The organism is Alcaligenes sp. 1735tsa3, assembly GCF_024134565.1.
GTDB lineage: Bacteria > Pseudomonadota > Gammaproteobacteria > Burkholderiales > Burkholderiaceae_B > Alcaligenes > Alcaligenes phenolicus.
The window spans coordinates 1,144,218-1,162,562 of sequence record NZ_CP099862.1; the positions used below are offsets into that span (position 1 = coordinate 1,144,218).

The window sequence follows — 18,345 nt, forward strand, 5'->3', positions numbered from 1 at the left end:
CTCGAACGTCTATAGGTATGAAGGGGTATATTTCCATGCGGCTGCTTTGTTGTGCAGCTTGCTCTCTTGTTGTGCTGTGATGAAACCACCGAACGCTTCTTCCTCCTCGGTAGAACCGGACGAGCTTGCCGCTCAATGGTTTGCCTATTTGCATTCTGACGATGCTTCGTCGGAGGATTGGCGTGCGTTCGAGCAATGGCGACAGGCGAATCCCGAGCATGACCGGCAGTACCGCAATGTGCAGCGTATTTGGGATGCAAGTCTGCATATTCCCAAGGAAGAATGGAGCGAAATTCTATCGCGCCGCGAGGCTCCCAAGCCTGTCCCTGCACTGACGCGTCGACGCTTTGCCTGGGGGCTGGCGGGCATGTGTACCGCGGCCGTGGTAGGAAGCGTGGCCCTGAGTGGTGGCTGGTTGGAGTCGCCGCAACAGACCATGAGCTTATTGGCCCAGCGTGGTGAGCAAAAGCAGATGAGCTTGCCGGACGGTTCCGTGCTGGAGCTGAACTCGGGTGCACGAGCAACAGCGCGCCTTTACGAAGGCAAACGTGTGGTTCAGCTGCTTGAAGGGGAGATCTTCTTCTCAGTGCAACATGACCCATCCCGCCCTTTTGTGGTGGAGGCGGGCGAGAGCCGAATCGTGGTAACGGGTACGCGCTTTAATGTGCGTTACGACGCTCAGACCACGCAAGTCAGTGTGGAGTCGGGCTCGGTCAATGTGTCCAATGGGCCGTGGTGGAATCGTCAGTCACGAGCTCTGGAAAAAGGGCAGGGGCTGGCTGTGTCGGACGAGTTGGGCTTGGGGCCGGTGCACCTGCCTGACCTGGACAGCACGCTGGCTTGGCGACGCGGCAAGATCGTCTTTGAAAATACGCCTTTGTTCCGCGCTGTTGCTGAGATCAACCGTTATCTGGATCGTCCCGTAGTGCTGGATGCACCGACACGACGAGATCATCAGATCGCGGGTATTTTCAGTGTGGATGACCCCCAATCGTTTCTTGAGATGCTGCCGGTTTTCGCTCCGGTGCTTGTGGTGAGTGCCCCGGATGGGCGCCTGCGCATCGTCGCCAAATAATTTCCTGTAATGCGCGAGCCGTGGTGTGAGCTCCCTGTTCGCGTCTTGCGTTACACTTTGTTTCGAAAATGATTCTCATTTCCCATCCGATGTTTGCGGGGCTGGCTCGTCTATAGACATGAGGGGGGAGGATTTGCGATTTGCGCACAGTCCCCTGAAAACACCTTTGGCCAAAGGTATATCTGCGTCAGACGCGAAACTTCATTTATGGAATTTGCAGGATTGTGAAAACGGCATCATTACGTGCGGCATCGCGCACGCCCTTATCGAGCATGCAGTTCAGCATGTCGGCCTTGGCCATGTCTATTGCGCTTGCGCTGGGTACGCTGCCTCAAGCTGCAGTCGCTCAATCAGCAAGCATTCAGTTCCACATACCGGCTCAGTCATTGAGCAAGGCGCTATTGGAATTTGGTGAGCAGGCCTCTTTGCAGATTTTCTTCTCCCAGGATGTGGTGCAGGGATATAGCGCTCCGGCGCTGACAGGCAGCCTGTCTCCCGAGGAAGGGTTGCGTCGCCTTCTGGCAGGTACCGGAATCGAGTTTGTGCGATCCGGAAAAAATGTATCGCTGCGGCGTCCTGCTCAGAGCGAGGCTACACAGCTGGCGCCTATTCAGGTCAAGGCCAGCCTGGACCCGACCACGGAAGGCACGGGCTCCTACACAACGCCGCTGACCAACACCGCAACCAAGATGAACTTGTCGATCAAGGATACGCCGCAATCCATCAGCGTGATTACCCGTCAGCAGATGGAAGATCAGCAGTTGAATACGATGACGGATGTCCTGGGGCAGACGCCGGGTGTGACCATGGCGCAGGATGGTGGCCAGCGCTTCAATATTTATTCGCGTGGTAGTGCCATTGATACCTATCAGCTCGATGGTGTGACCACGACGCAAGTGAATCAGACACGCACCATGCCCAGCACCTTGCTGGATATGGCGCTGTATGACCGGGTAGAGGTGGTGCGCGGGGCAACCGGTCTGATGACGGGAGCGGGCAGCCCCAGCGGAACGGTGAACTTGATACGTAAGCGCCCAACGAAGGAGTTCCAGGCCCACGTGCAGTTGGGGGCGGGCTCCTGGGATTTTTATCGGGCAGAAGCGGATGTGTCCGGGCCCCTGACTGAAAGCGGCAACCTGCGAGGGCGACTGGTTTTTGCCAAGCAGGACAACAACAGCTTCATGGATGCCTACAAGCAGGACAAGGATCTGTTCTATGGCGCTTTGGAGGCGGACCTGACAGAGACCACCTTGCTACGCCTTAGCGTGGATCATCAGCGCTACAAGGCCAAGGGCGCGCCTGGCGTACCCTTGATCTTTACCAATGGTGAAGCAACCGATTTCTCGCGCTCGACCAGCACGGGTGCCCGGTGGATGTATGACGAGTTCAAAACGACCAACTACACGCTGAACCTGGAACAGGATTTACCCAATGATTGGCAGTTCAAGGTGGCGGCCAATTACATGGATGTGGACCGGGATAATCTGAATGGCTCCTACCAGGTCGGCTCGGGTCGTTCTTTCCTGGATAAGGAAACAGGCAGTGCAGGAATGCTGCGCTATCGCGCAGGGGCGACGCAAAGCCAGAAAGGTGTGGATGTTACCTTGCAAGGGCCTTTCGAGCTGGGCGGGCGTCAACACGATTTCATTGCCGGATTCAATTTCCAGAACTATGAAAACAAGCATACGGGCTGGGATGTGGGCGTTTCCAAAGTCAATTTCTATACCTGGAATAACGAGCTGGAACGTCCTGCGAATACGGGGCAGGTAGGAGAGATTTTTAATGTGAAGTCTCGCCAGACAGGTGCTTATGCCGCGGTGCGTTTCAATCCGCTTGAAAGGACGCATTTGATTGTGGGTGCGCGGGTTTCCAGCTATGACTACGACTACTATTACGCCAGCCCAACTGACAAGTTCTTGCAGACCTATGGCATGCGTGAGCGTGACCAAATCACGCCTTATGTTGGCCTGGTTTATGACCTGACACCTGAGCAAACCATCTATGCCAGTTACACGGATATTTTCCAGCCTCAGTCCGCGCAGGATCGTAATGGCAAGGTCCTGGATCCAATTATTGGCAAGAATCAGGAGCTTGGCTGGAAAGGCGAGTTTCTGGATCGTCGTCTGAACGCGAATATCGCCCTCTATCAGTCCCAAAAAGATAATGTGGCCGAGGAAGACGCGGGCTTTACGGTGCCAGGCCAGAATACCCAGGCTTTTCGTTCTGTGGATGGGGCCAAGACCAAGGGGATTGACCTGGAACTGGCTGGGGAGATTACGCCGGATTGGAATGTGCATTTCGGTTTCAGCCACTCCAAGACCAAAGATGCCCAAGGCGAGCAGTTGCTGACAGTGCTGCCCGTGAACACCTTGCGCTTGTGGACGACATACCGTTTACCAGGCCAATGGAGTGCCTTGACGGTAGGCGGGGGTGTCAACTGGAACTCCAAGACCTCCTTACGCTTTAGCCGCTACAACAGCACCGTGGAGCAGGACAGTTATGCGGTGGTGAACTTGATGGCGCGCTATCAGTTCAACAAGAAATTTGCGGCGACTCTGAACGTGAATAACTTGTTCGACAAGACTTACTATCAGGGCATGGGCGGCAGCTACGGCCACTACGGTGCGCCACGCAGTGCATTCCTGAATCTGCGTTACGACTTCTGATGCAGGCAGGCTAGCCCTCAGGCAAAAAAAATCCCCGCCAATCAGGCGGGGATTTTGCAGACTAGCGGGTCAATTAACCCAGCAGGTCTTTCACACCGTCACGCTCTTCCAGCAGCTCGTTCAGGGTGTGGTCCATGCGCTCACGCGAGAAGGCGTCGATTTCCAGACCTTCAACACGCTTGTACTCACCGTTTTCGGTGGTCACAGGCACGCCGTAGATGATGCCTTCAGGAATGCCGTAGGAGCCGTCCGAAGGAACACCCATGGTGACCCATTTGCCGTTCGAACCCAGCACCCAGTCGCGCACGTGGTCGATGGCGGCATTGGCAGCCGAAGCAGCCGAGGACAGGCCACGGGCTTCGATGATGGCGGCGCCACGTTTGCCCACGGTGGGGATGAAGGTTTCGCGGTTCCAGGCCTGATCGTTGATGATCGCGTCGATCTTCTCGCCGTTCACGGTAGCGAAACGGGTGTCAGGGTACATGGTGGGCGAGTGGTTGCCCCAAACGATCAGGTTCTCGATGTCAGCAACAGCCTTGCCGGACTTGGTGGCCAACTGCGACAGGGCGCGGTTGTGGTCCAGGCGCAGCATGGCGGTGAAGTTCTTCGCTGGCAGATCAGGAGCGGACTTCATGGCAATGTAGGCGTTGGTGTTGGCTGGGTTGCCGACCACCAGCACTTTCACGTCACGGCTGGCCACTTTGTTCAGGGCACGGCCTTGTGCTGTGAAGATCTGGGCGTTGAAGGCCAGCAGATCTTTACGCTCCATGCCTGGGCCACGAGGACGGGCACCGACCAGCAGGGCGATATCAGCATCTTTGAAGGCGGTTTCAGGATCGCTGTGGGCGGACATGCCTTGCAGCAGCGGGAAGGCGCAGTCGTCCAGTTCCATCATGACGCCCTTCAGGGCCTTTTGGGCTTTCTCGTCGGCGAGTTCCAGCAGCTGCAGGATTACAGGCTGGTCTTTGCCCAGCATTTCGCCAGAAGCGATGCGAAACAGCAGGGCGTAGCCAATCTGGCCAGCAGCGCCGGTAACGGCGACGCGCATTGCGGGTTTGGACATGAGAGTAAGACTCCGTTTTTGGGTTTGAAGACGGTGACGAAAAACACAGTTTAAATCTTTTGCAGACCGGGCGGCTGGCGTGGAAAACGGTTTTTCGCAAGAGGAAAAGCCTCTTTTTTCACTGCGCAGACTAGACCAAAACGATAGCGGCGTCAAACGTCTTATATCTTATATAAGACATAAGAGCGTTAGACATTCGGGGCCGGTCATGCGAAAATTAGTGCACTGTCTATTTTATGAACAAATGCGCGTTCCAAGCTGTATCTGTCGCGCATTTTTTATGAGCCCCATGTCTGATAACGTGCCGCCGCTACGCACCCAGGAAATCGAAAAATCCGCTCCTAGCGCGGCCTATAGCCCTCTGTATCAACAGATCAAGGCTTTGTTGCTGCAGGGGCTGGATCGTGGCGAGTGGAAGCCCGGCGAAGCCATCCCCAGTGAACTGGAGCTGGCTGCCCGCTTTCAGGTCAGCCAGGGCACGGTGCGCAAGGCCATTGATGAGCTGGCCGCCGATAACCTCCTGATCCGTCGTCAAGGCAAGGGTACCTTTGTGGCCACCCATCACGAAGCTCGTGTGCGCTTTCGTTTCCTGCGCCTGGCCCCGGATGATGGCAAGCCTGTGGCTTCCCAGAGCCGTATTCTGGATGTGCGTCGAATGAAAGCGCCTACGGATGTTGCCGTGCTGCTGGATTTGCGCACCTCCGACATGGTGGTGAACCTGCGCCGGGTTCTGTCCTTTGATCAGGTCCCGACCATTTATGACGATATCTGGCTGCCTGGCTCCGTCTTCAAGGGTTTGACCCTGGAGGCCGTTGAGCAGAACAAGGGCCCGATGTACGCCTGGTTCGAGAGCAAATTCGGCGTGAGCATGGTGCGCGCCGATGAAAAGATTGGTGCTGTCAGTGCCACCGAAGAGGCCGCTTCGGTCTTGCAGGTCGCTGCCGGTTCGCCGCTCCTGCATGTGGAACGCGTGTCCTATACCTATGGTGATCGACCGATGGAGTTGCGCCGGGGCTTGTACCTGACTGAGCGCTTCCATTACCGAAACACGCTCAGCTAGTTCGGCGGCATACGGTATTTGATACTGCACCGTAGTGTCAAATAGGTGAAAATACCAAGGTTAAAAATTTTATGACTTTTTTTTATCTACTTCGAGGCCATCATGTCTGATACCGCACCCAAGCAGCGTCCGCAGTATCGCAATATCAGCGTGCCGCAGATATTGAGCTACCGCTTGCCCCTGGCTGCAAAATCGTCGATTTTGCATCGTGTCAGTGGTGCATTGCTGTTTCTTTGCCTGCCGCTCGTTCTATTGCCACTGTTCTCTTTGAGCGTCAGCTCTCCAGAGTCCTTCGAGACCTTGCGCAGCTACGTCGACAACCCTGTCTGTAAGCTGATCCTTCTGGTCCTGATCTGGGGCTACCTGCACCACTTCTGTGCCGGCATCCGCTATCTGGCACTGGACCTGCACCTGGGTAACGACAAAGAGTCCGCCAAGAAGTCGGCCGGTATGGTGTTCGGGGTCAGCCTGGCGCTGACCGTTGTGTTTGGTTTGAAACTGTTTGGGGTGTGGTAATGGCAAATCGTGAGCGCATTGGCGCAAACCGCCTGGTAGTGGGTGCCCACTACGGTACCTTGGACTTTCTGGCACAGCGTGTCACCGCAGTCATCATGGCCATCTACACCTTGGTCATCATCGGCGGCATCCTGTTTAGCAGTGAACTGAATTTCGAGACCTGGCGCGGCCTGTTCTCGTTCACGGTCGGCTCCCTGCCTTTGGGTCAGTTGCTGGCAACCTTGTTCTTCCTGTCTTTGTCCTGGCACGCCTGGATTGGTGTGCGTGACATCTGGATGGACTACGTCAAGCCCGCTGGTCTGCGCTTGTTCCTGCAAGTGTTGACCTTGCTGTGGCTGGTTGCCAGTGTCGTCTTTTTTGCAAAAATTATCTGGAGTCTCTAAACCGTGGCTTCCATCACAAAATCTTTGCCCCGCCGTCAGTTTGACGTAGTGGTGGTCGGTGCCGGTGGCGCCGGTATGCGTTGTTCCCTGCAATTGGCTCAGGCTGGCTTGTCCGTGGCCGTGCTCAGCAAGGTGTTCCCAACCCGCTCCCACACCGTGGCTGCTCAAGGTGGCGTCAGTGCTTCCCTGGGTAACATGAGCGAGGATCACTGGTACTGGCACATGTACGACACCGTTAAGGGTTCGGACTGGCTGGGCGACCAGGACGCCATCGAATTCATGTGCCGTGAAGCTCCACACGCTGTGTACGAGCTCGAGCACTTCGGTATGCCGTTTGACCGTAACCAGGACGGTACGATTTACCAGCGTCCATTTGGTGGTCACACTGCCAACTTTGGTGAAAAGCCTGTTCAACGTGCCTGTGCCGCTGCTGACCGTACCGGCCACGCCATGTTGCACACCCTGTACCAGCGTAACGTTGCAGCCCGCACCCAGTTCTTCGTGGAATGGATGGCGCTGGACCTGCTGCGTAACGAAGCGGGCGACGTTCTGGGCGTAACCGCTCTGGAAATGGAAACCGGCGAAATCTACGTTCTGGAAGGCAAGCGCGTGGTGCTGGCTACCGGTGGTGCTGGCCGTATCTGGGCTGCTTCCACCAACGCCTTCATTAACACGGGTGACGGCCTGGGTATGGCTGCTCGTGCTGGTCTGCCTTTGCAGGACATGGAATTCTGGCAATTCCACCCCACTGGCGTAGCCGGTGCTGGCGTGCTGATTACCGAAGGCGTACGCGGTGAAGGCGGTATCTTGCTCAATAAAGACGGCGAGCGCTTCATGGAGCGTTACGCTCCCACCCTGAAAGACTTGGCCCCACGTGACTTCGTGTCCCGTTCCATGGACCAGGAAATCAAGGAAGGTCGTGGTTGTGGCGACGGCAGCTACGTGGTTCTGAAACTGGATCACCTGGGCGCTGACGTCATCAAGAAACGTCTGCCTTCGATTCGCGAAATCGCGATCAAGTTCGGTAACGTGGACCCGATCAAAGACCCAATCCCTGTGGTTCCAACCATCCACTATCAGATGGGCGGTATCCCCACGAACTACTACGGTCAGGTTGTGACCCAAACGCCAACGGGCGAGAACAAGATCGTCAACGGTCTGTACGCCATCGGTGAATGTGCCGCTACTTCCGTGCACGGCGCCAACCGTCTGGGTACGAACTCCCTGCTGGACCTGATCGTGTTCGGTCGCGCTGCCGGCAACCACATTGTGGATTCGCACCCCGAGAAAACGCACGCGCACCAGGAAATCAACGAGTCCTCCATCGAGTACTCGCTGGACCGCGTCAACCGTCTGGAATCCCGCACATCGGGCGAAAAGGCACAGGACGTGGGCAACAAGATTCGTGTGGCCATGCAGGCTCACTGCGGCGTGTTCCGTACCCTGGATCTGTTGCACAAGGGTGTCGACCAGATCGAATCCCTGGTTCCCGAAGTCAAGGATATTTACTTCAAAGACAAGTCCAAGGTGTTCAATACCGCCCGTATTGAAGCTCTGGAAGTGGCCAACATGATCGAAGTGGCTCGCGCTACGACGAAGTCGGCCGCCAATCGTACTGAAAGTCGCGGTGCTCATGCCCTGAACGACCACCCAGAACGTGACGACGAAAACTGGCTGCGTCACACCTTGTGGTTCTCGGAAGGCAGCCGTCTGGAGTACAAGCCTGTCCAGATGAAGCCTCTGACAGCCGAAACGATTCCGCCCAAGGCCCGGACTTTCTAAGCAGGATACAGACATGAGTCAAAAACGTAAGGTCAAATTTGAAATCTACCGCTACGATCCTGACAAGGACGAGCGTCCCTACATGCAAAAGATCGAAGTCGAGCTGGAGCCCACCGACAAGATGCTGCTCGATGCGATCCTGCGCATTAAAAACGACATGGACGACAGCCTGGCGCTGCGTCGCTCCTGCCGTGAAGGTGTGTGCGGTTCCGATGCCATGAACATCAATGGCAAGAACGGTCTGGCCTGCACCACCAATATGCGCGACTTGAAAGAGCCTGTGGTTCTGCGCCCACTGCCAGGTCTGCCGGTTATCCGTGACCTGATCGTGGACATGACCCACTTCTTCGATCAGTACCATTCGGTCAAGCCGTTCCTGATCAACGATGCTCCTCCTCCCGAGAAAGAGCGTTTGCAAACGCCTGAAGCCCGTGAGGAGCTCGATGGTCTGTACGAGTGCATTCTGTGCGCCTGCTGCTCGACCTCTTGCCCATCGTTCTGGTGGAACCCCGACAAGTTCGTCGGTCCTGCTGGTTTGTTGCAAGCCTATCGTTTCATTGCCGACTCGCGTGACGAAGCAACGGGCGAGCGTCTGGACAATCTGGAAGATCCATACCGCTTGTTCCGCTGCCACACGATCATGAATTGCACGGACGTCTGTCCAAAAGGACTGAACCCGTCGCATGCCATCGGCAAGATCAAAGAAATGCTGGTGCGTCGCAGTATCTAAAAAGGTGGGTATGTACCGATGAGAACATTGACGGAATTGGAGCGTGCGCGCCTGCGCTGGCGTGCGCGCCGGGGCTTGCTTGAAAACGACTTGATGATCACCCGTTTTCTGGATCAATACGAAAACGAGCTGACTGATCAGGACGTCTCGGCCCTGACCCGCTTGTTCGAAATGGACGATACAGTTTTGCTGGATGTCCTTCTGGCTCGCTCCGAGCCAGAAGGGCAGTACGCCACACCGGACATTCAGCGACTAGTAGACATTATGCGAAAGCTATAACCATTGAGGAAAAAAGTGATGGAATTGTCAGATAAAAAAGCCACGCTATCCTTCTCCGACGGTAGCCCTTCGGTTGAGTTCCCTGTACACAAGGGCACCGTAGGTCCGGACGTGATCGATATCCGTAAGCTCTACGGTCAGACAGGTATGTTTACCTATGACCCGGGCTTTATGGCAACGGCGGCTTGCGAATCCGGTATCACCTACATTGACGGCGACAAGGGCCAGTTGATGTACCGTGGTTACCCGATCGACCAGTTGGCACAAAAGTGCGATTTCATGGATGTGTGCTACCTGATCCTGAACGGCGAGTTGCCCAACGCAGATCAGAAGCAGGAATTTGACTCCCTGGTCACGAACCACACCATGGTTCAGGAACAGATGCAGCACTTCCTGCGCGGCTTCCGTCCGGACGCTCACCCCATGGCAATACTGACCGGCCTGGTCGGTGCCCTGTCGGCGTTCTACCATGATTCCACGGACATCACGAATCCTCATCACCGTCATGTGTCGGCTATCCGCTTGATCGCCAAGCTGCCTACTCTGGTTGCGATGGCGTACAAGTATTCTTTGGGACAGCCTTTCATCTATCCCAAGAATGATTTGTCCTACACCGGCAACTTCTTGCGCATGATGTTCGCTACCCCTTGCGAAGACTACAAGGTCAACGAAGTGGTTGAGCGCGCTCTGGACCGTATCTTCATCCTGCATGCAGATCACGAACAAAACGCCTCCACCTCCACCGTGCGCCTGTGCGGTTCGTCGGGTACCAATCCTTTCGCTGCGATCGCTGCGGGTGTTGCTTGCTTGTGGGGTCCTGCACACGGTGGTGCAAACGAAGCGTGCCTGAACATGCTGGAAGAGTTGCAAGCCAACGGCGGCATCGACAAGGTTGGCGAGTTCATGGAGAAGGTCAAGGACAAGAACTCGGGCGTTCGCCTGATGGGCTTTGGTCACCGTGTCTACAAGAACTACGACCCACGCGCCAAGCTGATGCAAGAAACCTGCAAGGAAGTTCTGGAAGCCCTGGGCCTGGAGAACGATCCTCTGTTCAAGCTGGCCATGGAACTGGAGCGTATTGCTCTGGAAGATCCATACTTCGTCGAACGCAAGCTGTACCCCAACGTAGACTTCTACTCGGGTATCGTTCAGCGCGCTATTGGTATCCCAACATCCTTGTTCACCGCTATCTTCGCTCTGGCTCGTACCGTGGGCTGGATTGCTCAGTGGAACGAAATGCTGTCCGATCCAGATTACAAGATTGGCCGTCCACGTCAGCTGTACGTGGGCCCAACTCAGCGCGACGTACCTGCTCAACGTTAATGCTGTCGGGCTGCGATCCCTGGGGCGTGCCCCGGTTGTTCATGTAGCCCGTAGCGTTATGAAGCAGTAGCTGGAAGGTCAAGTGCACCATTGGGTGCACTTTTTTTTGCCTGTTATTTCTGTATTGCTATGGCTACAGCTGTAGCCACAGCCACAGCGATCACCAACACTGCCCGCATCGCCAGAGTCGCTGGCATTGCTGTTGGCATTGTCACCACCATATGCACGTCAACATGCAGCAGCCCAAATGCCTGACAGGCTAGGCTTCAAGGCTGAGACAGGTGGTTGTTGAAGCGGAAAATCCGCTGTTCACGAGCTTTGTTCTCTTCAGAAAATCGGACTTTGGCCTGGACATGATCCAGGTGGTGCCCGATCAGCTCGCGAGCCCGTTCTGCATCACCATCCAAAATAGCTTTCATGACTCCCGCGTGCTGCTCGGTCAAAATTTCCACTTCTCGTGCATTGTCGAACTCGAACATGGCGCGCCGGTTCTCTTTCACTGTGGAGAACACTAACTGGAACAGGCCATTCATCAGTTGCACCAGCACGACATTATGAGAAGCCATGGCAATTGCCAGATGAAATTGGGCGTCTGCACGTGCCGACAGGTCTGCATCCTGGTTTTGTTGATGCCGAACCATCACTTGGAAACACTGTTCAATGCGCTTTTTGTCCGCATCTGTTGCTCGTTGTGCCGCATGCCAGGCTGTGCTGGCTTCCAAGGCCCGACGTGCCTCCAGGACATCATAGCGATACAAGGGGTCTTCATTGATCAGCTCCTCCAGAGGCGCAATGCTCTGGGCTGGCCAGTTGATCAACTCGCTGTCTTGAACATAAGTACCCCCACCACGGCGGGTAACCAGCAAGCCTTCAGAGCTTAGCGAGCGCAAGGCCTCCCGTATCGGTACACGCGACACATCCAGCCGTTCAGCCAATTGACGCTCGGACGGGATTCGGTCACCGGGTTGCAACTGTTCATCCTGTATAAGTTGCCGGATTTTTTCAGCAACCAGGTCCGATAGGCGAGTGCTGGGATTCATAGTCATATAAGACGCTTCTTTAAATTTGGTATTACCACTTTCTTGGTTTTTTAATCGTATTAAGGCCTTGAGGCGCCAAACTAGTCAGGGTTTCTGCTGGTAATGCAAAGGTGGTAATACCGCTATGATGCTCAAAAATACAAAACGGGAAGTGGTTGCGCTGCCCAGGGCCGGGCTCCTAGCCGCATTTTGTTCACCAACAAAACCTCTTCCTCCTATATGTGCAGTCACACAAAGGAGAATTCGGGATGAGTCTTTTATACACCTTGTTGGCTCTGACGCCATTATTGGTTGTTTTTCTATTGATGGTGGTGATGGGGCGATCAGCCAAACTATCGATGGGGGCCGCGTATCTGGTTACGGCGATTCTCGCTTTATTTGTATGGGGGAGCCAGGCCGAAGTTATTGCTGCAGCCACGATCAACGGCATTGTTACCGCATTGACCCTGCTGTTCATTGTATTTGGTGCCGTGCTGCTTTTGAATACGCTCAAGGTGGGCGGAGCATTAAGTGCGATTCGCCAGGGCTTTATGGATGTATCGCCGGATCGTCGCATTCAGGTCATTATTGTTGCCTGGTTGTTCGGCTCCCTGATCGAGGGCTCGTCGGGTTTCGGTACGCCTTCCGCTGTTGGGGCTCCCTTGCTGCTGGCTCTGGGCTTTCCTGCCATGGCAGCGGTGATGGCTGTGTTGGTTATCCAGTCCACGCCTGTGTCTTTCGGGGCGGTCGGTACGCCCATGCTGGTTGGAGTGCGTTCGGGTATTGATAACAAGGTTGATGTTGCAGCTGCCATTGCGCCCCTGCAGCCGCTTGAGTATTTGCAGCAGATCGTCGAGAACGTCGCCTTGATTCATGCCATGACCGGCTTTGTGATTCCACTGTTGCTCTGCGGTTTGTTGACTCGCTTTTTCGGTGAACGCCGCTCCTTTGCCGAGGGACTGGGGGCATGGAAGTTTGCTTTGTTTGCCGGTTTGGCCTTTACCGTTCCGTACTACCTGATTGCCATTACCCTGGGCCCTGAGTTTCCCTCCATGCTGGGTTCGATGGTCGGACTGGTAATTGTGGTGAGCGCAGCTCGAAAGGGCTGGTTTGCACCTCGCAAAACCTTTGATTTCCCGGATCGCAGTCAATGGCCGTCCCACTGGCTGGGTACAGTGGCGATGGATAACACGGAATCGCAGCAACGCTTTTCGGTATTGCGGGCTTTCTCGCCGTATGTGCTGGTGGTTGCACTTTTGATCTTTACTCGTACTGTTCCTGCGGTAAAAGCCTGGTTGACGGGGCCTTCGGCCACAATCAAGGTGGAAGGTATTTTGGGCACTGGTATTTCTACGTCGGCTCAGTTGCTGTTCTCGCCAGGGGCCATCTTGATTCTGGTCTCACTGGCCTGCATTGCGATTTTTCGCATGAGCAGTCAGCAGTATGTCATCGGTGTGAAAGCATCGCTGCGTACCATGGGCAGCGCAGCTCCTGCTTTGTTGTTGGCCGTGCCTATGGTGCAGGTGTTTATCAACTCGGCAGCGGCTGATGGTTCCATTGCCAGCATGCCGCTGGTGTTGGCTCAAGGGGCCGCGTCGGCGGTTGGGCAGGCATGGCCTACGGTTTCACCCTGGGTGGGCAGTTTGGGGGCATTTATTGCGGGCTCCAATACTGTCAGCAACATGATGTTTTCGTACTTCCAGTTCTCTACCGCTCAGCAAATTGGCTTGAGTGTGGACCAGTCCGCTATCGTGGTTGCATTGCAGGCGGTAGGTGGAGCAGCTGGCAATATGATTTGCGTCCATAACGTGGTGGCTGCCGGTGCGGTTGTCGGCATGTTGGGACGTGAGGGCGAGATTGTTCGCAAGACCTTGATACCCATGGTGTATTACGTCATTCAGGCAGGCCTGATCGGCCAGGCCTTGATTACTGGTGCCGTGGGCTGGTGGATAGCTGCCGCAGTCTTCCTGGCACTGACCATAGGGGGCTTGAGCCTGTCCCGGGGCCGTCAGATGACACCGGCCATGGCTTGAAAATTTTGCTCTGTTTATTTGCGGCTTAAAGGAGTCGTTGTACAATTTCTTCCTGGAGATGACGTTCCTCCTTTAACCGCCGTTTCGTTCTGAAGCAGCTGATGACGTCTACAGTGACCTGACCACCGTCGGGGCTGTAGGCGTCTGCGTTTACATCTTCTGTTTGTGGTCAGCCCGATTCCATTGAGCTTACAACCCATGAACAGACTCAAAACCTCACTCTTGCTAAACCTGCTGTCGTATTACGGCAAATGGTTTGTGCTCGCTTGCCTGATTGCCGTGCTGGCAGGCAGCGCTTCCGCTTTTTTCCTTTTTTCACTCGAGCAGGCTACCTCCTGGCGGATACAGCATGCCTGGCTGATTTGGCTACTGCCGCTGGCAGGCTTGGCCGTAGGCTGGGTGTATGAACGCGTAGGGCAGTCTGTTAGTGCAGGTAATAACCTGCTGATCGAGGAAATTCACGACCCCAAGAAAGTGGTGCCTTTGCGCATGGCGCCCTTGGTACTTGGCGGAACCGTGATTTCCCATTTGTTCGGTGCATCGGTAGGCCGAGAGGGCACCGCCGTACAAATGGGTGCCGCCTTGTCGGACCAGCTAACCCATGTGTTTCGCTTGGACCGGGAGGATCGACGCATTCTGTTGATGGCAGGTATGAGTGCCGGCTTTTCATCTGTGTTTGGCACGCCTTTAGCCGGAGCCGTGTTTGGCATGGAAGTGCTGGCGATAGGCCGTATGCGCTACAACGCCTTGTTTCCTTGCCTGATCGCTGCGATTGCTGCCGACCTGGTGGGCCTGATCTGGGGCGTGCAGCATACCCATTACGTCGTTGAGTACGTCGTGTCACTAGACAGCTGGAGCATGCTGGCTGTGTTGATCGCCGGGGTTCTGTTCGGCCTGATCGGCATGTTGTTCGCCATGCTGACTCACCAGCTTTCCGCCTGGATGAAAAAGAGCATCAAGTATGCACCCATGCGACCCTTCTGGGGCGGGCTGGTGGTGGCGATCGCTGTCTGGGCGTTGGATGCCTACCAGTACATTGGCCTGGGTGTTCCGGAAATAGTGCGCGCTTTCCACGAGCCTATGCAGCCATGGGATTTTCTGGGCAAGCTGGGGTTTACTGTCCTGTCTTTAGGCTCCGGTTTTAAAGGAGGGGAGGTCACGCCCTTGTTCTACATAGGGGCGACGCTGGGTAATGCCTTGGCTCCCTTGCTGCACATGCCTTTTTCAATGATGGCGGGCTTGGGCTTTGTGGCCGTCTTTGCCGGCGCAGCCAATGTACCGATTGCGTGCACACTGATGGCGATGGAGCTGTTTGGTGCAGAACTGGGGCCTTTGGCGGCGATCGCTTGTGTAGCAGCCTATGTGTTCTCGGGGCATGCAGGGATCTATCATGCGCAACGTGTGGGTCATCGCAAGTTCAAACTTCGTCGGCCTGTTTGAGCTGGGTCAGTCAGTCAGTCAGTCAGTCAGTCAGTCAGTCAGTCAGTCAGTCAGTCAGTCAGTCAGTCAGTCAGTCAGTCAGTCAGCCACTCGGTGAGCGAGTGGCTAGGGATGCCTCATGTGCCTGCTTAAAAATAGTCTCTTTTTTACGCTGGTTTCCAGGCTCCGCGTTTAGCAAACTACTATATGGCTTGATATCAAGAGACAAAGGTGAAGCGATGGCAGACTCCCAGTTCAAAGATCACTTTTCCCAAGTTGCAGCCGACTATGCCAGTTACCGCCCCAGTTATCCGCAAAAGCTGGCGGATGTGTTGGCCGAACTGAGTCCCGCACAGGATAGGGCGCTGGATTGTGCCTGCGGGACTGGGCAGCTTTCTGTGTTGCTGGCCAAGCGATTCAAGGAAGTGATCGCCACGGACGGCAGTGCCGATCAGATTGCTCAGGCGCAGCCGCAAGAGGGTGTGAGCTATCGCACGGCTTTGGCTGACAACAGCGGTCTGGCTGATAACAGCGTGGATTTGATCACCGTCGCGCAAGCGGCTCATTGGCTGGATCTGGGGCCTTTCTATGCCGAGGTTCAGCGTATCGCTCGCCCCGATGCCTTGCTGGCTTTGATCACCTATGGCGTCTTGCATGTGGAGGGTGAAGTGGATAGCGTCATGCAGCATTTCTACTATGAAACCATCGGTGCTTACTGGCCACCGGAGCGCCGTCATGTGGAAGAGGGGTATCGCAGCCTGGCCTTTCCTTTTCAGGAGCTGAGCTTGCCGCCTTTGGCCATGGAGGTGGATTGGAGTTTGCCACAGCTCCTGGGATACATCAGAACCTGGTCGGCTGTGAAAGCGGCTGAAAAAGCGCTGGGCGCCAGTCCCTTGAGCGCAGTGGAAGTGGAGTTGCGCAAGCAGTGGGGTGATCCCGATCAGCGTCGCCGAATCAGTTGGCCTTTGTCTGTGCGTGCGGGACGCGTGTGGAAGCAGGCCCTTGGTGGGGCGTGATGTTTTTGTTTTGAAATGCGCTCGGTACGGCCATGCACGTGTTTCCGGAGTTCAAGCGCTGCCACTCCTGAAACAGACCAGAAGAGATCAATTTGACTGGAAATGAAAAATAATTGATTGGGTATGTGCTGCTTGAGAAGTGTATGGGTACTTAGAATAATCCTCTCTTGTGTGCAGGCCGATACACATTGATTCTTCAACAAGCACAACGCAAAACTACCTATGCAACTTATCAGTCAAAGCTTTCAAGATGGTCAGGCGATTCCTGGCGAATTCGCTTTTGCCGTTCCCGATGCCAACGCGCATATTGCCTTGTCCTCGAATCGCAATCCGCATCTGGCCTGGAGCGATGTTCCCGCAGGCACTCAATCGTTTGTCATTGTCTGCCACGACCCGGATGTGCCCAGTCGTGGCGATGATGTGAATCAGGAAGGCCGCCAAGTGCCTGCCGACCTGTCACGAGTCGACTTTTTTCACTGGCTGCTGCTCGACATTCCCGCCAGCACGATAGAGATCGCGTCCGGCTCGCATTCCAGCAGCATCACGCCGCGCGGCAAACCCGGCCCAGAGCTTGAGGGCGGTTTGCGCCACGGCATCAATGACTACACCGCCTGGTTCGCCGGCGATGAACAAATGAAGGGCGACTACCACGGCTACGATGGCCCATGCCCGCCCTGGAATGACACTCTGGTTCACCACTACATCTTTACGGTCTATGCCTTGGCTACCCCCTCGCTTGCCGTGGATGGACCACTGACAGGGGCCAATGTACGTGCGGCACTAAGCACCGCTCCAGTGCTGGGACAAGCCAGTCTGACGGGTTTGTACAGCCTCAACCCATCCGTGTCTCTTGGCTGATTTGTGAGCCAGCGCAAACAGCTTACTGCAGAGTCACGGCAAAGCGCCCAAATAGTCGCCCAGGCAACTGCACAATCTGAGCCTTGCTGTCACTGGTCGCTGCCATCGGGCACACCAGTGTTGCGGCGCGGCTTGTGCGCGTTGGCGCAGCCTGTTCTAACGCAGGTGCAGTACACGCCGCGGTTTCTGTTCCACGATGCTACCGTCCTGCTTGTCGCTGCCGGACGGCTCGACTTGAATGACGATCTTCACCCGCTCGCGGTCGATGTGGTGAGCGATGCACCAGGGTCGCTGCTGCTCGTCGAGCCGGGCACTAGCGTCGATTTGCTGAAAACACCAGATGAACAGGAGAAGCGCTTTCGTTCCATTTTCCTGACGCTCTCGACAAGCCTGCTGGAGATGTTTCAGCGTTATGGTTCTGCTCCTTCGTCGGAGAGCAGTAGCTTGGCTCCTTATCGGCTGGCACAGCTGGACGAGGACCTTGAATCAACGCTCCATCGCGCACTCGAAGGCGTGGATGCCAAGCGTGTAAGTGACGAACGGCTCCAGTGTCGGCTGATGGATTTTCTTTTTGCACTGGCTGAGCGAGGCCATGCTTTCAAGGGCAGCAGGCAGAGTAGGACAGCCGGGCGCTTACGCACCTTGATAGGCGAGGCGCCGGATCAGAACTGGACAGCGCAGGAAGCTGGCCGTGCATTAGCGATGAGCGAGGCCACCTTGCGACGACGTCTTGCTGGCGAAGGTGTGCGCTTCGAGGAGTTGCTGATCGACACTCGCATGCACCACGCCTTGATGTTGCTACAGACGACATCCTGGACCATTCCACACATTGCGCAGGCCTGCGGATACCAGTCTCGTGCTCGTTTTTCTGACCGATTCCGTACTCGTTTTGGTTATCTTCCATCTGCGGTTCGCTGACAGGCATTGCTCACGTCAGAGGCAGCTACGAATCTGCGATATTTTTTTGTGGATTGCTTGTCGGGGTCTGCCAGAGCTGCGACATGGGCACTTTGCGACTGACGAAGCGATCTTGCACGAGATGATGGGTACTGGGTGTCCCGGAGACAGGGTACTCGCCTGTGCTGCGTCCATTACAGGCTGATTGAGCTTGCTCTTGGCCCTT

General features: G+C 55.6%; 16 protein-coding genes and 1 riboswitch. Of the genes, 14 read left to right on the forward strand and 2 right to left on the reverse strand.

The window, feature by feature from the left end; genetic code table 11:
* Positions 1-79: 79 nt before the first annotated feature.
* Positions 80-1,075: a FecR family protein gene (locus NIZ92_RS05225; protein WP_254002814.1), complete on the forward strand. Its 996-nt coding sequence runs from the start codon at positions 80-82 to the stop codon at positions 1,073-1,075.
* 299 nt (positions 1,076-1,374) lie between these two features.
* On the forward strand, positions 1,375-3,741 hold the full coding sequence (locus tag NIZ92_RS05230; RefSeq protein WP_254002815.1) for a TonB-dependent siderophore receptor: 2,367 nt from the start codon (positions 1,375-1,377) through the stop codon (positions 3,739-3,741).
* A 73-nt stretch (positions 3,742-3,814) separates the two neighbouring features.
* Here the strand turns inward: NIZ92_RS05230 and NIZ92_RS05235 are convergent, their stop codons facing one another.
* Positions 3,815-4,804 carry a malate dehydrogenase gene (locus NIZ92_RS05235; protein WP_022983546.1) on the reverse strand — a complete coding sequence of 330 codons (990 nt, stop codon included), beginning with the start codon at positions 4,802-4,804 and terminating at the stop codon, positions 3,815-3,817.
* A gap of 289 nt (positions 4,805-5,093) precedes the next feature.
* Between NIZ92_RS05235 and NIZ92_RS05240 the strand changes: the two genes are divergently transcribed.
* The 7 genes from NIZ92_RS05240 (at position 5,094) to gltA (ending at position 10,877) form a co-directional block, all read left to right on the forward strand.
* On the forward strand, positions 5,094-5,864 hold the full coding sequence (locus NIZ92_RS05240) for a GntR family transcriptional regulator (protein WP_009457695.1): 771 nt from the start codon (positions 5,094-5,096) through the stop codon (positions 5,862-5,864).
* A gap of 102 nt (positions 5,865-5,966) precedes the next feature.
* Complete coding sequence (gene sdhC, locus NIZ92_RS05245; RefSeq protein WP_009457694.1) at positions 5,967-6,380, forward strand: succinate dehydrogenase, cytochrome b556 subunit; 414 nt, start codon at positions 5,967-5,969, stop codon at positions 6,378-6,380.
* Complete coding sequence (gene sdhD, locus NIZ92_RS05250) at positions 6,380-6,763, forward strand: succinate dehydrogenase, hydrophobic membrane anchor protein (RefSeq protein ID WP_003802535.1); 384 nt, start codon at positions 6,380-6,382, stop codon at positions 6,761-6,763. Before sdhC ends, sdhD begins: the two co-directional genes overlap by 1 nt.
* Before the next feature lie 3 nt (positions 6,764-6,766).
* Complete coding sequence (sdhA, locus tag NIZ92_RS05255; RefSeq protein ID WP_022983547.1) at positions 6,767-8,545, forward strand: succinate dehydrogenase flavoprotein subunit; 1,779 nt, start codon at positions 6,767-6,769, stop codon at positions 8,543-8,545.
* A gap of 13 nt (positions 8,546-8,558) precedes the next feature.
* Complete coding sequence (locus tag NIZ92_RS05260; protein ID WP_003802530.1) at positions 8,559-9,275, forward strand: succinate dehydrogenase iron-sulfur subunit; 717 nt, start codon at positions 8,559-8,561, stop codon at positions 9,273-9,275.
* A gap of 18 nt (positions 9,276-9,293) precedes the next feature.
* A complete protein-coding gene (locus NIZ92_RS05265) occupies positions 9,294-9,554 on the forward strand; it encodes a succinate dehydrogenase assembly factor 2 (protein ID WP_003802528.1) in 261 nt (86 codons plus the stop codon).
* 18 nt (positions 9,555-9,572) lie between these two features.
* Positions 9,573-10,877, forward strand: a complete 1,305-nt coding sequence (gltA, locus tag NIZ92_RS05270; RefSeq protein ID WP_022983549.1) for a citrate synthase — start codon at positions 9,573-9,575, stop codon at positions 10,875-10,877.
* Positions 10,878-11,143: 266 nt separating this feature from the next.
* Here the strand turns inward: gltA and lldR are convergent, their stop codons facing one another.
* Positions 11,144-11,923: a transcriptional regulator LldR gene (lldR, locus tag NIZ92_RS05275; protein ID WP_026484289.1), complete on the reverse strand. Its 780-nt coding sequence runs from the start codon at positions 11,921-11,923 to the stop codon at positions 11,144-11,146.
* Between the two features lie 242 nt (positions 11,924-12,165).
* On the opposite strand from lldR, the gene NIZ92_RS05280 reads away from it, so the two are divergent.
* From NIZ92_RS05280 to NIZ92_RS05300, 5 genes are all read left to right on the forward strand, one after another.
* Positions 12,166-13,929, forward strand: a complete 1,764-nt coding sequence (locus NIZ92_RS05280) for an L-lactate permease (protein ID WP_254002816.1) — start codon at positions 12,166-12,168, stop codon at positions 13,927-13,929.
* Positions 13,930-13,974: 45 nt separating this feature from the next.
* Positions 13,975-14,047: riboswitch (Fluoride riboswitch) on the forward strand.
* Between the two features lie 80 nt (positions 14,048-14,127).
* Positions 14,128-15,369 (forward strand): voltage-gated chloride channel family protein, encoded by a 1,242-nt coding sequence (locus tag NIZ92_RS05285; protein ID WP_254002817.1) that lies wholly within the window; start codon positions 14,128-14,130, stop codon positions 15,367-15,369.
* Between the two features lie 218 nt (positions 15,370-15,587).
* Positions 15,588-16,364: a class I SAM-dependent methyltransferase gene (locus NIZ92_RS05290; protein WP_035270817.1), complete on the forward strand. Its 777-nt coding sequence runs from the start codon at positions 15,588-15,590 to the stop codon at positions 16,362-16,364.
* Positions 16,365-16,586: 222 nt separating this feature from the next.
* A complete protein-coding gene (locus NIZ92_RS05295) occupies positions 16,587-17,222 on the forward strand; it encodes a YbhB/YbcL family Raf kinase inhibitor-like protein (protein ID WP_254002818.1) in 636 nt (211 codons plus the stop codon).
* Positions 17,223-17,225: 3 nt separating this feature from the next.
* Positions 17,226-18,140, forward strand: a complete 915-nt coding sequence (locus tag NIZ92_RS05300; protein ID WP_254002819.1) for a helix-turn-helix domain-containing protein — start codon at positions 17,226-17,228, stop codon at positions 18,138-18,140.
* The last annotated feature ends 205 nt before the right edge of the window (positions 18,141-18,345 follow it).

Coding starts and splice junctions, on each gene's coding strand:
- NIZ92_RS05225 (WP_254002814.1), top strand. CDS start 80: ATGAAACCACCGAACGCTTCTTCCTCCTCGGTAGAACCGGACGAGCTT.
- NIZ92_RS05230 (WP_254002815.1), top strand. CDS start 1,375: ATGTCTATTGCGCTTGCGCTGGGTACGCTGCCTCAAGCTGCAGTCGCT.
- NIZ92_RS05235 (WP_022983546.1), bottom strand. CDS start 4,804: ATGTCCAAACCCGCAATGCGCGTCGCCGTTACCGGCGCTGCTGGCCAG.
- NIZ92_RS05240 (WP_009457695.1), top strand. CDS start 5,094: ATGTCTGATAACGTGCCGCCGCTACGCACCCAGGAAATCGAAAAATCC.
- sdhC (WP_009457694.1), top strand. CDS start 5,967: ATGTCTGATACCGCACCCAAGCAGCGTCCGCAGTATCGCAATATCAGC.
- sdhD (WP_003802535.1), top strand. CDS start 6,380: ATGGCAAATCGTGAGCGCATTGGCGCAAACCGCCTGGTAGTGGGTGCC.
- NIZ92_RS05260 (WP_003802530.1), top strand. CDS start 8,559: ATGAGTCAAAAACGTAAGGTCAAATTTGAAATCTACCGCTACGATCCT.
- NIZ92_RS05265 (WP_003802528.1), top strand. CDS start 9,294: ATGAGAACATTGACGGAATTGGAGCGTGCGCGCCTGCGCTGGCGTGCG.
- gltA (WP_022983549.1), top strand. CDS start 9,573: ATGGAATTGTCAGATAAAAAAGCCACGCTATCCTTCTCCGACGGTAGC.
- lldR (WP_026484289.1), bottom strand. CDS start 11,923: ATGACTATGAATCCCAGCACTCGCCTATCGGACCTGGTTGCTGAAAAA.
- NIZ92_RS05280 (WP_254002816.1), top strand. CDS start 12,166: ATGAGTCTTTTATACACCTTGTTGGCTCTGACGCCATTATTGGTTGTT.
- NIZ92_RS05285 (WP_254002817.1), top strand. CDS start 14,128: ATGAACAGACTCAAAACCTCACTCTTGCTAAACCTGCTGTCGTATTAC.
- NIZ92_RS05290 (WP_035270817.1), top strand. CDS start 15,588: ATGGCAGACTCCCAGTTCAAAGATCACTTTTCCCAAGTTGCAGCCGAC.
- NIZ92_RS05295 (WP_254002818.1), top strand. CDS start 16,587: ATGCAACTTATCAGTCAAAGCTTTCAAGATGGTCAGGCGATTCCTGGC.